Here is a 12,714-nt window from a genome sequence, read left to right as displayed (position 1 = left end):
CCGTTCAGCCTCCGGTTTGGGCCATAAAACGGATAATCTTGTCTGGCTGCGTATTGAAATCATGCTGCTGCGGCTTGAGTTCGATGGCGGCGCGGATCGCCGCTTCGATCTCCGCATCCGTGGCCCCGCCGCGCAGCATGGGGCCGAGGGCGAATTTCTCTTCCTGGCCCAGGCACAAATACAGGGTACCATCGACGGACAGGCGCACGCGGTTGCAACTGGCGCAAAAATGCTGCGACATGGGCGTAATAAAACCGATGCTCGAACGGCCATCGGCTGTCGCCATATAGCGCGCCGGTCCGCCGCCCAATTCCTGCGCCTGCGGCACCAGGCCAAAACGGGCCGCCAGGCGCTCACGCACGGGACCGAGCGGCATGTAGCTGGCATTGCGGCCCGTACTGCCCATCGGCATGGCTTCGATCAGGCGCAGGATGAACTGCTGCTCGATGCAAAACGCCGCCATGGCCTCGATCTGGCCGTCATTGATGCCGCGCATGGCCACCATATTGATCTTGATCGGGTCGAAACCGGCCGCCTTGCCCGCCATCAGGCCATCGAGAATCGGCTGCAGGCTGTCGCGCCCCGTGATCTGCTGCATGCAGGCGCGGTCCAGCGAATCGAGGCTGACGTTGATGCGGTCCACGCCCGCCGCGCGCAAGGCCACGGCGTGCTTGCCCAGTTGGGTGGCGTTGGTCGACAGCGACAAGTCCTGCAGGCCAGGCAGCGCCGTCAGCTTGCGCGCCAGTTCCGGCAGGTTGCGCCGCAACAGCGGTTCGCCACCCGTCAGGCGCACGCGGCGCGTGCCGAGGCGAACGAAGATGCCCATCAGGCGCTCGATCTCGTCGAACGTCAGCCAGTCCTTCGGCTCCTCGAAGCCGCGAAAGCCCTTGGGCATGCAATAACTGCAGCGCAAGTCGCAGCGGTCGGTGACGGACAGCCGCACATAATCGATCGAACGGCCAAAACGGTCCTGCAACTTGACGCTACCCATGACGCTACTCCTGATTCTTTCGTGATTGTAAAGGCTGGGGCACGATCTGGCTGTGCCCCAGAAGGCCTAGCGGCCTACGCCTTTCGGCCTACGCACTTCTACCTACTGAACCAGCGGACTGGCCGTGCCTTCGAGCTCGATGCCGGCGATCTCGGCGCGCCCCACCAGCAAGTGCAGATACTGGTGCACGGCGCGCTGCCACGCGGCGCGCGACAGGCGGTCGGCGATCTGCGCCTGCACGGCCTCGTAGGCGATGGCCTGGCCTTCGACCCGGCGCAGCACTTGCACGATGTGGTAGCCGAAGCGCGTTTCCAGCAAATGGCCGGCCAGCGCGCCCTCTTCCAGGCGGAACAGCAGCGCGTCGAATTCCGGCACGCTCTGGCCCGGCGACAGCTGGCCCAGGTTCCCCCCAAGGGCGCCCGACGGGCAGTTCGAATACTGCTCCGCCAGTTCGCCGAAGCGTTCGGGTGCCAGTTTCAAGGCGTCGAGCACGGCCTGCGCCGTCGTGCGCAGCAGTTCCAAGGGCGCCTCGGGCGTCACCTGGAACAGGATGTGGCGCGCCTCGACCAGCGCCCCGCTGCAAAACAGCTGCGGGCGCTGCGCATAAAAGGTGCGGCAAGCCGCATCGTCGGCGGGCGGCACGCGCACTTCCTGCGCGAACAGCGCTTCGATGCGGTCATCAATACTGCCGCCCTGCACGCCGAGGCGGTCGGCTTCTTCCAGCAGCAGCCGGCGCAGCACCAGTTCATGCACGGCCTGTTTCAGCGGATTGCCGGCACCGTCGTGATGCGGCAGTTCCTGCGCGATGTCGGCATCGTCGATATCGATGCCATTGACGGAGATTCCCATGATGTAGCTCCTTTCTTAGCGGCGGCGAACTAATTGATAGGCACGGCCCAGATATCCGATGGCGCCAAAGCCGCTCCACACGTGCACCAGACGGGTGAACGGGAAGATGACGAACAGCGACATGCCCATGAACAGGTGCAGCTTGAACACCAGCGGCGCATCGACGATGAAGCTGGCCGCGTCACCGCGGAAGGTCACGATGTGCTGCGCCCAGTTCATCAGCAAGACCATCATGTGGCCATCCATGTGCGACGCCGAGACAAAGATCGACGACAGCCCCAACAGCAAGGTCAGCAAAATCCACAGCATCACCAGCTTGTCGCCGGCCGTGGTGACGGCGCGCAGCCGGTCGTTACTGAAGCGGCGCACCAGCAGGATCAGGATGCCGACCAGGCACAGGCCGCCCATCACGCCGCCGGCCGCCATGGCCACGCCCTGTTTCAGGCTGTGGGACACGCCCAGGGTATCCCACACCCAGACGGGGGTGAGCAAGCCGGCCGCATGACCGAACAGCAGGCCGATGATGCCGATGTGGAACAGGATATTGCCCAGGCGCAGGCTGCCGCGGTGCAGCAACTGGCTGGAATCGGACTTCCACGTGTATTGCTCGCGGTCGAAACGGATCAGGCTACCCAGGAAAAAGATGGCCAGCGCGATGTATGGATAAATGCCATACACAAATTGATGCAAATAATTACTCATGATGTACTCTCCTCATGCGGGCGCAAGCGGCCAATTAAGCAGCGCGCCGCGGCTGCGGGTGAAAATGCACGGGATGGACGCCGCCCGGAACCTGGGCCGGACCTTGGCGCAGCAGCGGCTCGACGCCGTCCGCACCGGGACCGAAGGTTTCCAGCGCTTCATCCATGTCGCGCACCGGCGGTTCGGCCAGCATTTCCGCCGCCACGGGGCTCAGGCGTTCGAGCACGGTGAAGACGGGCGCATACGGACTGCCGTTGGCCGTCAGCTTGCGGCCGATGTGCGCCAGCACGTGGACGGCGTCGCCCAGCAGTGGCGCCGAGACTGCCTCGTCGAGCTGCGCGAGGAATTCCAGGAACAGCGGCACGAAGTCGGGCAAGTCGTCGCCCACCATTTGCAGGCCGTGGCGCTTGTACTCCTCCATCAGGTCGACCATGGCCTGACCCCGGTCGCGCGATTCGCCGTGGATATGCTCGAACAGATGCAGCGAGTGCGACGGATTGCGGTCGAACGTGGCCACGTACTGCTGCTGCAGGTCGATCAGGCTGCTGCTTTCCAGGTGCGCCAGCAAGGGCCGCAGCAGCGCGTGCTGTTCCGGCACCGCCGCCAGCGCGGCGTCCAGCTGCGGCAGGTGGGCGATCAGCTCGGGCTCGGGATACAGCAGCAGGCGCGAGAGGATTTGGTAGTGATGCATAGCGTGTTCCATATCAGCTCCTTAAGCGCCTGGCGCCGTTTTGCGCGACTTCGGCATCTGCATGAAGATGGCCGAACCGTGTTTTTTCTTGCCGAACAAGGTCGGTTCGCTGGTGCCGTCCGAGCAGCCGTTGCCGAAACTGAAGCCGCACGAACCCTTCTCGTTGAAGCTGTCCTCGGCCATTTCCTTGTGGCTGCTGGGGATGACGAAGCGGTCTTCGTAATTGGCGATGGCCATGATGTGGTACATGTCCTCCACCTGCGCCTTGGTCAATCCCACCTGTTTCAGGACCGTGAGGTTTTCCACCTTCTCGACGGTCTTGCTGCGCATGTAGGCACGCATGGCCAGCATGCGGTCCAGCGCCGTGACGATGGGCGGCTGGTCGCCGGCCGTCAGCAAATTGGCCAGGTACTGCACCGGAATGCGCAGGCTTTGCGTGTCCGGCAGCATGCCGTTCACGCCCAGCTTGCCCGATTCGGCGGCCGCCTGGATCGGCGACAGCGGTGGCACGTACCACACCATCGGCAAGGTGCGGTATTCGGGATGCAGCGGGAACGCCACTTTCCACTCGACGGCCATCTTGTAGACGGGCGACTTGACGGCCGCTTCCAGCCACAGGTCGGGAATGCCCTGGCGGCGCGCCTCGGCGATGATGGCCGGGTCGTGCGGATCGAGGAACAGGTCGAGCTGCGCCTGGTACAGGTCCTGCTCTTGCGGCACGGAGGCGGCGGCCTCGATCTTGTCTGCGTCGTACAGCAGCACGCCCAGGTAGCGGATGCGGCCCACGCACGTTTCCGAGCACACGGTAGGCTGGCCCGCCTCGATGCGGGGGAAGCAGAAGGTGCACTTCTCCGCCTTGCCGGACGACCAATTGTAGTAAATCTTCTTGTACGGGCAACCGGAGATGCACATGCGCCAGCCGCGGCACTTGTCCTGGTCGATCAGCACGATGCCGTCGTCTTCGCGCTTGTACACGGAGCCGGATGGGCACGACGCCACGCACGTCGGATTGAGGCAATGCTCGCACAGACGCGGCAAGTACATCATGAAGGTGTTTTCAAACGTGCCGTACATCTCCTTCTGCATGTTGTCGAACAGTTTATCCTTGCTGCGCTGGGCAAACTCGCCGCCCAGGTCATCTTCCCAGTTCGGACCCCACTCGATTTTTTCCATCTTTTTCCCCGTCAGCACGGAGATCGGACGGGCCGTCGGCGGCGTCTGCGACAGCGGCGCGCTTTGCAGGTGCTCGTAGTCGTAGGTGAACGGCTCGTAGTACTCGTCGATGGCGGGCAGGTTCGGGTTGGCGAAGATATTCGCCAGAATTTTCAGACGGCTGCCCTGGCGCGGCTCGATCTTGCCCGCATCCGTGCGGCGCCAGCCGCCATTCCACTTGTCCTGGTTTTCCCACTGCTTCGGATAGCCGATGCCGGGTTTGGTTTCCACGTTGTTGAACCATGCGTACTCGACGCCGTCGCGGCTGGTCCATACGTTCTTGCAGGTGACGGAACAAGTGTGGCAGCCGATGCACTTGTCCAGGTTCAGCACCATGCCGATTTGCGCTCTGATTTTCATACTATGCTCCTTCTTCCTGCAACGGGCCTTCGAGCCAGTCAACCTTGTTCATCTTGCGCACCAATACGAATTCATCGCGGTTGGAGCCCACCGTGCCGTAGTAATTGAAGCCGTACGCCAGCTGGGCGTAGCCGCCGATCATGTGCGTCGGCTTGGGCACGGCGCGCGTCACCGAGTTATGGATGCCGCCCCGCTTGCCCGTCATCTCCGCGCCAGGCACGTTGATGATCTTTTCCTGGGCGTGATACATCATCGTCATGCCGGCCGGGATGCGCTGGCTGACGATGGCACGCGCCGTCAGGCTGCCATTCACGTTGAAGACCTCGATCCAGTCGTTGTCGACGATGCCGGCCGTCTGCGCGTCCGTTTCCGACAGCCACACGTGCGGTCCGCCACGCGACAGGGTCAGCATGCGCAGGTTGTCCGAATACGTGGAGTGGATGCCCCACTTCTGGTGCGGTGTAAGGAAGTTCAGCGCCAGTTCCTTGTTGCCGTTCGGCTTGGTGCCCAGCAGCGCTTCCGTCGTCTTCGTGTTGATGGCCGGCTTGTACACGCACAGTCCTTCGCCAAAATCGCGCATCCACAGGTGATCCTGGTAAAACTGCTGGCGGCCCGTCAGGGTGCGCCAAGGGATCAGTTCATGCACGTTGGTATAGCCGGCCGTGTAGCTGACTTCTTCGCTTTCCAGGCCCGACCACGTCGGCGAGGAAATGATCTTGCGCGGCTGCGCCTGCACATCGCGGAAGCGGATGCTGTCATGCTCGCGCGGCAGCGCCAGATGCGTATGCTCGCGTCCCGTGATGGCGGACAGCGCGGCCCAGGCTTTCACGGCCACGTGGCCATTCGTTTCCGGCGCCAGCGACAGAATCATCTCGGCCGCATCGATGGCCGTATCGAGGCGCGGCTGGCCCTGCGACACGCCTTCTTCCAGCACCGTGCGGTTGATGCCGCGCAGGACCTCGACTTCATGCCCCGTTTTCCAGGAAATGCCCTTGCCGCCGTTGCCGATGGTTTCCAGCAGCGGGCCGATCGAGGTGAACTTCTTGTAGACGTCGCGGTAATTGCGCTCGACCACCGTCATGTTCGGCATGGTCTTGCCGGGAATGGCGTCGCATTCGCCGGCGCGCCAGTCCTTGGGATCGAAAGGCTGACCCAGTTCACCCGGCGTGTCGTGCATCAGCGGCGTGAGGATGATGTCTTGCTGGGTGCCCAGCAGCTCGCCGCCGATTTCCGAGAATTTCTCGGCCAGCCCTTTGTAGATTTCCCAGTCCGACTTCGATTGCCACAGCGGCTGTACGGCTTCGGACAGCGGGTGAATGAACGGATGCATGTCCGACGTGTTCAAGTCGTCTTTTTCATACCAGGTGGCAGTCGGCAGCACCACGTCGCCATACAGGCAGGTGGTCGACATGCGGAAGTCCAGCACCACCAGCAGATCGAGCTTGCCTTCGGCGGCCGGGCGCACTTTCACCTGTTTCGGCGTGATGCAATCGTCTTCGTCGCTGAGCAAGCCATTCTGCGTGCCGAGCAGGTACTTCAGGAAGTACTCGTGGCCCTTGCCCGAGCTGCCGAGGATATTCGAGCGCCAGACAAACATATTGCGCGGGAAGTTGGCCGGATTGTCCGGGTCGTCGCACGAAAACTGCAGCTGGCCCTCCTTGATCTGGTCGAGCGCATACGCGGCCGGCGCCTGCCCTGCCGCCTTGGCGGCCTTGGCCACTTCCAGCGGATTCGTTTGCAGCTGCGGCGCCGATGGCAGCCAGCCCATGCGCTCGGCCTTGGCGTTGTAGTCGAGCAGGGTCAGGTCGCCCGTGCCGCCTGCGGCCGATGGCGAGGCGATGTCGCCCGTTTCCAGCTTTTCGTGGCGCCACTGGCTCGTGTGGGCATAGAAGAACGAGGTGCCGTTCATCTGGCGCATCGGACGCACCCAGTCCTGGGCGAAGGCCAATGGCGTCCAGCCCGTTTGCGGACGCAGCTTTTCCTGGCCCACGTAATGGGCCCAGCCGCCGCCGGACTGGCCGATACAGCCGCACATCATCAGCATGTTGATGATGCCGCGGTAGGTCATGTCCATGTGGTACCAGTGATTCAGGCCGGCGCCCACGATGACCATGCTCTTGCCGCGTGTCTGGTCCGCGTTTTCCGCGAACTGGCGCGCCACGGTGATGACGTCGGCGCGTTTCACGCCCGTGTGCTTCTCTTGCCATGCGGGGGTGTACGGCACGTCGTCGTCATAGCTTTCCGCGACATTGGCGCCGCCGAGGCCACGGTCGATGCCGTAGTTGGCCAGGGTCAGGTCGAACACGGTGGTGACGAGGCCCGTCGTGCCGTCGGCCAGGCGGATGGTTTTCACCGGCACTTTGCGCAGCAACATGTCGGATGCGTCCTTGCCGCCGAAGTAGGCAAAGCCCACTTCCGTGACGGCGTCGCTGTCGTTGATCATGGAGAGCATCGGCACGATGGGTTCGCCGCTGCCGCCGGCCTTCTGTTCCAGATTCCACTTGCCCGACTCGCCCCAGCGGAAGCCGATGGAGCCGGCCGGCGCGGTAATGGCGCCCGTGGTCTCGTCAATGACGAGGGTTTTCCATTCCGGATTGTTGGTTTCGTCGAGATTGTTGTCCAGGTGCGAAGCGCGCAGGAAGTAGTCGGGCACCAGGGTGCCGTTATGTTCCTTGAGCAGCACCAGCATGGGGAAGTCCGTGTACTGGCGTGCGTAGTCGCGGAAGTAGGCGCTCTGCCCTTCCGAGTGGAATTCCTTGAGGATGACGTGGCCCATTGCCAGCGCCAGCGCGGCGTCCGTGCCCTGCTTCGGCGCCAGCCAGATGTCGCCGAACTTCACCATTTCGCCGTAGTCGGGCGAGATGGCCACGGTTTTGGTGCCCTTGTAGCGCACTTCCGTGTAGAAGTGGGCGTCCGGCGTGCGCGTCATCGGCACGTTCGAGCCCCACACCATCAGATAGGTCGAGTTGTACCAGTCGGCCGATTCCGGCACGTCCGTCTGCTCGCCCCACACTTGCGGGCTGGCCGGCGGCAAGTCGCAGTACCAGTCATAGAAACTCAGGGCCACGCCGCCGATCAGCGACAGGTAGCGCGTGCCGGAGGCATAGCTGACCATGGACATGGCGGGAATCGGCGAGAAGCCGACGACGCGGTCCGGGCCGTATTTCTTGATCGTCAGCGCATTCGCGGCGGCGATGATTTCATTCGATTCATCCCACGTGGCGCGCACGAAGCCGCCCAGGCCGCGGATGGATTTGTACTGCTGCGAGCGCACGGGGTCCTGGCTGATCCAGTCCCAGGCCGTGACGGGATCCATGGTCTTGCGCGCTTCGCGCCACATTTCCATCAGGCGGCCGCGCACCATCGGGTATTTCACGCGCTGGGCCGAATACACGTACCAGGAATAGCTGGCGCCGCGCGGGCAGCCGCGCGGTTCGTGGTTCGGCAGGTCGGGCCGCGTGCGCGGGTAATCGGTTTGCTGGGTTTCCCAGGTGATCAGGCCATTCTTGACGTACACCTTCCAGCTGCACGAGCCGGTGCAGTTCACGCCATGCGTGGAGCGCACGATCTTGTCGTGCTGCCAGCGCTGGCGGTAGGCGTTTTCCCAGGTACGGTCTTCATCGACCACGGTGCCATGGCCGTTTGAAAACGGCTCGGCGGGCTTGCTAAAAAATTTCAGGCGGTCCAGAAAGTGACTCATGCTACCTCCACATTGCGCCGCCGACAGCGGCGCCAGGTCTTAAAAAACGCTGCAAGCAGGATGGCTCAAGCGTCGATACAAACAGTCTATCGATGCGCCGCGTCCGGCGGTATTGGCAAGAAGTCGGTTTCCGGCACCAGGAATGCATAGGCGCGTAGTCACCCGGATAGTCACTATTGCCTATGGGCGGCGCGGCGGAGCTGCGGTATACCTGTCGTCATCGTTCAACACAGAGAAAGAGCACCATGCCGATTACCGATTACGCCAGCCTGCTGAGCAGCGCCCGCAACCAGGAGCAGCCGCAACGCCTGCTGTTTACCTTTACCCAGGCGCAGGCCCAGCCTGGCGGCCAGGGCAAGTCCCTCACGCCCGTGATGTGCGCCGACAAGCTGCCCGAGGAACTGGACAGCTTCGAGACATTGAAGGAGGAGTCGAAACAGATGCAGACGCACTGGGACGTGGTCTTCGTGGCGGGACTGGCGGGCCGCGAGGGCCAGCCGCCCGCGGCGCAGGAATGCGAAGCGCCCCTGCGCGCCATGGTGACGGCCATCGAGCAAGGCCGCATCGACAGCCTGCTGGCGTTTGACCGCAGCGGGGATTTGTTACGTTTTAGCTGAGTCCGGCCACGGGCGCTCATGCAAATGACGCGCCCTTTCTATCGGACAGACCAGCGGCAAAAACTGCTGCTGGCGCGCCGAATACGCCATCAGCGCCCCGCTGTCGATATCGAAATACCATCCATGCAATTTCAATAATCCCTGCTCCACCCGGCGTTTCAGCCATGGGTAGGTGAGCAGGTTGTCCAGCGACTGCAGGATGCTGGCCAGCTCGCACGCGTGGTGCTGTTCCGCTGACGAGCGGTGCGCCAGCTCGCGCCGCACGCGCTGCGCCACCGGTTCGGCGATGCGCATCCACTGTCCAACGAAGTCCGTTTCCTGCCCTTCCGCGCGCGGCTGCGGTTCCAGCAGCGCGCGGATGCCGCCACAGCGCGCATGTCCGAGCACGATGACCCTGGCCACTTCGAGCTTGCAGACGGCGAACTCGATGGCCGAACTGACGCCGGGCGGCGCGTCCGGGGTACACGGCGGCACCAGGTTGGCGATATTACGCACGACGAACATGTCGCCCGGGTCGCTGCCCGTCAACAGCATGGGATCGACGCGCGAATCGCAGCAGCCGATCAGCAAGGTCGAAGGCCGCTGCCCGTCGCGCAGGCTGTCATACAAGGTTTGCGGCTCGCTGAAATACTGCTGCTGAAACAGGCTGAAGCCGTTGACGAATTTTTCCAGTTCTTCCATGACATACTTTCATTTCCTCAACGTCTGGCAAAAACGACTTGCCAGACGTTCCAACTTTAGCAAGGCATCGCCGCATTCTTGCGCGCATAGCACCACCAGGTGATCGCGATGCAGCTGACATAAAAGCCGATGAAGCACCACAGGGCCGCGTCGGGGCTGCCCGTCAGCGCGATCGAGGTGCCATAGCTTTTCGGGATGAAGAAGGCGCCATACGCGGCCACGGCCGACGTGAAACCCAGGACGGCGGCGCCTTCCTTGTTGGCGTCAAGGATGGCTTGCTCCTGCACCGCCTTGCCCTTGCCGGCGGCAGCGCGCTGGTGTTCCGTCAAAAAGATCACGGGGATCATGCGGAAAGTCGACGCATTGCCGACGCCCGTGCCGGCGAACAGCAGCATGAACATCCAGAAGAAGCCATTGAAACTGCCACCCACTCCGCCTTGCGGCATGAAGTACAGCACGCCCAGCACGGCGCCTATCATCAAGAGGAAGGACCACAGGGTGACGCGGGCGCCGCCCAGTTTGTCGGAAATCACGCCGCCGGCCACGCGCGCCAGGGCACCGACCAAGGGGCCGAGGAAGGCGTAATCGAGCGGATTCACGTCGGGGAACTGGATCTTGATCAGCAGTGGAAACGCGGCCGAGTAACCGATGAAGGAGCCGAAGGTGCCTGTGTACAGCCAGCACATGAGCCAGTTGTGCTTGCGCTTGAAGATCACGGCCTGTTCGGAAAACGAGGCCTTGGCCGACGCCAGGTCATTCATGCCGAACCAGGCCAGCAAGGTGGACAGCGCGATGAACGGCACCCAGATGAAGCCCGCGTTTTGCAGCCACATGTCCTTGCTCACGCCATTTTTCACCCAGGTGAGCGAATCGCCGCCCCAGGCGCCGAAGACGGCAAACGTGATCACCAGCGGCACGACGAACTGCACCACCGATACGCCCAGGTTGCCCAGGCCCGCATTCATGCCCAGCGCGAAGCCCTTGCTCGCCTTTGGATAGAAAAAGCTGATGTTGGCCATCGACGAGGCGAAATTGCCGCCGCCGAAGCCGCACAGCAGGGCCAGGATCAGCATGGTCGGATAGCCCGTGTTCACGTCCTGCACGGCCAGGCCGATGCCGATGGCGGGAATCAGCAGCGAGCCCGTGGAAATGGCCGTCCAGCGGCGCCCGCCGAAGATCGGCACCATGAACGAATAAAAGATGCGCAAGGTGGCGCCGGACAGGCCCGGCAAGGCCGTCAGCCAGAACAGCTGGTTGTTACTGTAAGTAAAACCGATGTTGGGCAGGTTGACCACCACCACGCTCCACACCATCCACACGGCGAACGCCAGCAGCAGCGCGGGAATCGATATCCACAGATTGCGCGCGGCCGTGGCCTTGCCCGTGTTTTGCCAGAAGCTCGGGGTTTCCGGCTCCCAGGTATTGATCATGTAGCGGCTCATGCTTTAACTCCTGCAGGTTGAGGGATAGTCGCCGCGCGCAGCGGCTTGAACGAGAAATACATCCAGACGAGGGAAACGCAGACGGTGCCGTACAAGAGCATGAAGGAGCTCGAACGCACGCCCGTGAAGTCCACCAGGGCGCCGAACATCACGGGCAGGATGAAGCCTCCCAGGCCGCCGGCCAGGCCCACCACGCCCGAGACGGCGCCGATGTTGTCGGAAAAGTCATCGCCGATGAACTTGAAGACGGACGCCTTGCCGACGGCCATGGCGATGCCGACGATGAACAGCAGCACGGTGAACCACAGCGGAGACAGGCCGATGTGGATGGCCAGCGGCCCCGTGACGGTCTCGATCACCATCTGCGTTTGCGGATACGACAGCAGGAAGAAGCACACCCAGCACACCCACATCACGGCCCAGGTGACTTTCGCCGCGCCGTATTTGTCGGAGATCCAGCCGCCAAACGCGCGCAGCACGCCGCCCGGCAGCGAGAAGCAGGCGGCCAGCAGCGCCGCGTGCTTCAAATCAAAACCGTATTCGGCCACGTAGTATTTCGTCATCCACAGCGCCAGCGCCACGTAGCCGCCGAACACCACCGAGTAGTACTGGCAATAGCGCCACACGCGCGGGTCCTTCAGCACCTTCATTTGCGCCGTAAAACTTTCGCCCGATGGCGCCAGGTGCGATTTGTCCGTGTACGAAAACAGCCAGAAGATGATGGCCGTGGCCAGCATGGCCACCGCATACACCTTGGGCAGCATCTGCCAGCCGAAGGCGGCGACGATGCCGGGCGCGACGAACTTGGTCAGCGCGGAACCGGAGTTACCAGCGCCGAAGATGCCCATCGCCAGACCGCGGCGCTCCTTTTCATACCAGCGCGCCACGTACGGCGTGCCGACGGAAAACGAGCCGCCCGCCAGGCCCACGAACATGCCCAGCACGAGGAAATGCCAGTAGGCGGTGGCGTAGGAGATCAGGTAGATCGGCACGACGCTGGCCAGCATCAGCCAGAAGAAGACGCGGCGTCCGCCGTATTTGTCCGTCCAGATGCCCAGCGGCACGCGCACGAGGGAGCCCGTCAGCACGGGCATGGCGGCCAGCAGGCCGAATTGTGTTTCAGTCAATCCCAGGCTGGTCTTGATGGGGATGCCGAGCACGGCAAACATCATCCAGACTGCAAAGCAGATGGTGAAGGCGAAGGTGCTGCTGATCAGCACGGACGCCTGCTTGCGCCGCATGCCGGGTTCGACTGCCTTGTTACTACTGTTGTTCTTAGTGCCATCTAGGGTAGCCACGATGTTTCTCCATGAATGCACTGGCCGTCTGGCCAGCCGTCCCGACCAGCTTACGTGCCAGAGTCGAAAGGCACTATCGGTCACAGGGTGATTCTGGAAAGGCAATCTGGATAGCCATATCGGCAAAAGTGACTAGATGGCGCGGTGCGGACCTAGGCTGGATGGCGGGTG

General features: G+C 62.8%; 10 protein-coding genes. 1 reads left to right on the top strand and 9 read right to left on the bottom strand.

The window, feature by feature from the left end; translation table 11 throughout:
- Window positions 1–4: 4 nt before the first annotated feature.
- The 6 genes from moaA to P9875_RS14565 all read right to left on the bottom strand — a co-directional run bounded on the left by moaA (window position 5) and on the right by P9875_RS14565 (window position 8,505).
- Complete coding sequence (gene moaA / locus P9875_RS14590) at window positions 5–991, bottom strand: GTP 3',8-cyclase MoaA (RefSeq protein ID WP_099403466.1); 987 nt, start codon at window positions 989–991, stop codon at window positions 5–7.
- A 102-nt stretch (window positions 992–1,093) separates the two neighbouring features.
- The gene (locus tag P9875_RS14585) at window positions 1,094–1,840 is read right to left on the bottom strand and encodes a peptidylprolyl isomerase (protein WP_278315702.1); all 747 of its coding nucleotides are present in this window, start codon (window positions 1,838–1,840) and stop codon (window positions 1,094–1,096) included.
- Between the two features lie 15 nt (window positions 1,841–1,855).
- Window positions 1,856–2,542, bottom strand: a complete 687-nt coding sequence (gene narI / locus P9875_RS14580; RefSeq protein WP_046685050.1) for a respiratory nitrate reductase subunit gamma — start codon at window positions 2,540–2,542, stop codon at window positions 1,856–1,858.
- Window positions 2,543–2,576: 34 nt separating this feature from the next.
- The gene (narJ, locus tag P9875_RS14575) at window positions 2,577–3,233 is read right to left on the bottom strand and encodes a nitrate reductase molybdenum cofactor assembly chaperone (protein WP_099403463.1); all 657 of its coding nucleotides are present in this window, start codon (window positions 3,231–3,233) and stop codon (window positions 2,577–2,579) included.
- A 21-nt stretch (window positions 3,234–3,254) separates the two neighbouring features.
- On the bottom strand, window positions 3,255–4,805 hold the full coding sequence (narH, locus tag P9875_RS14570) for a nitrate reductase subunit beta (protein ID WP_034781611.1): 1,551 nt from the start codon (window positions 4,803–4,805) through the stop codon (window positions 3,255–3,257).
- Between the two features lies 1 nt (window position 4,806).
- Complete coding sequence (locus tag P9875_RS14565; protein WP_278315701.1) at window positions 4,807–8,505, bottom strand: nitrate reductase subunit alpha; 3,699 nt, start codon at window positions 8,503–8,505, stop codon at window positions 4,807–4,809.
- Window positions 8,506–8,750: 245 nt separating this feature from the next.
- On the opposite strand from P9875_RS14565, the gene P9875_RS14560 reads away from it, so the two are divergent.
- Entirely contained in the window at window positions 8,751–9,122 is a 372-nt protein-coding gene (locus P9875_RS14560) for a hypothetical protein (protein ID WP_034751248.1), read from the top strand.
- Here P9875_RS14560 and P9875_RS14555 read toward each other — a convergent pair.
- Genes P9875_RS14555 through P9875_RS14545 form a run of 3 tightly spaced genes read right to left on the bottom strand, consistent with a single transcriptional unit; the run spans window position 9,108 to window position 12,486 of the window.
- Window positions 9,108–9,803: a carbonic anhydrase gene (locus P9875_RS14555; RefSeq protein WP_077403725.1), complete on the bottom strand. Its 696-nt coding sequence runs from the start codon at window positions 9,801–9,803 to the stop codon at window positions 9,108–9,110. The genes P9875_RS14560 and P9875_RS14555 overlap by 15 nt on opposite strands.
- Window positions 9,804–9,859: 56 nt before the next feature.
- Window positions 9,860–11,245 carry a NarK family nitrate/nitrite MFS transporter gene (locus P9875_RS14550; RefSeq protein ID WP_278315700.1) on the bottom strand — a complete coding sequence of 462 codons (1,386 nt, stop codon included), beginning with the start codon at window positions 11,243–11,245 and terminating at the stop codon, window positions 9,860–9,862.
- Window positions 11,242–12,486 carry an MFS transporter gene (locus tag P9875_RS14545; protein WP_099403460.1) on the bottom strand — a complete coding sequence of 415 codons (1,245 nt, stop codon included), beginning with the start codon at window positions 12,484–12,486 and terminating at the stop codon, window positions 11,242–11,244. The genes P9875_RS14550 and P9875_RS14545 overlap by 4 nt, the downstream gene beginning before the upstream one ends.
- Window positions 12,487–12,714: the final 228 nt, after the last annotated feature.

It is taken from the genome of Janthinobacterium rivuli, assembly GCF_029690045.1.
Lineage (GTDB): Bacteria > Pseudomonadota > Gammaproteobacteria > Burkholderiales > Burkholderiaceae_D > Janthinobacterium > Janthinobacterium rivuli.
This window is presented reverse-complemented; position numbering and strand designations above follow the sequence as displayed.

Coding starts and splice junctions, on each gene's coding strand:
- moaA (WP_099403466.1), bottom strand. CDS start 991: ATGGGTAGCGTCAAGTTGCAGGACCGTTTTGGCCGTTCGATCGATTAT.
- P9875_RS14585 (WP_278315702.1), bottom strand. CDS start 1,840: ATGGGAATCTCCGTCAATGGCATCGATATCGACGATGCCGACATCGCG.
- narI (WP_046685050.1), bottom strand. CDS start 2,542: ATGAGTAATTATTTGCATCAATTTGTGTATGGCATTTATCCATACATC.
- narJ (WP_099403463.1), bottom strand. CDS start 3,233: ATGCATCACTACCAAATCCTCTCGCGCCTGCTGCTGTATCCCGAGCCC.
- narH (WP_034781611.1), bottom strand. CDS start 4,805: ATGAAAATCAGAGCGCAAATCGGCATGGTGCTGAACCTGGACAAGTGC.
- P9875_RS14565 (WP_278315701.1), bottom strand. CDS start 8,505: ATGAGTCACTTTCTGGACCGCCTGAAATTTTTTAGCAAGCCCGCCGAG.
- P9875_RS14560 (WP_034751248.1), top strand. CDS start 8,751: ATGCCGATTACCGATTACGCCAGCCTGCTGAGCAGCGCCCGCAACCAG.
- P9875_RS14555 (WP_077403725.1), bottom strand. CDS start 9,803: ATGGAAGAACTGGAAAAATTCGTCAACGGCTTCAGCCTGTTTCAGCAG.
- P9875_RS14550 (WP_278315700.1), bottom strand. CDS start 11,245: ATGAGCCGCTACATGATCAATACCTGGGAGCCGGAAACCCCGAGCTTC.
- P9875_RS14545 (WP_099403460.1), bottom strand. CDS start 12,486: ATGCGGCGCAAGCAGGCGTCCGTGCTGATCAGCAGCACCTTCGCCTTC.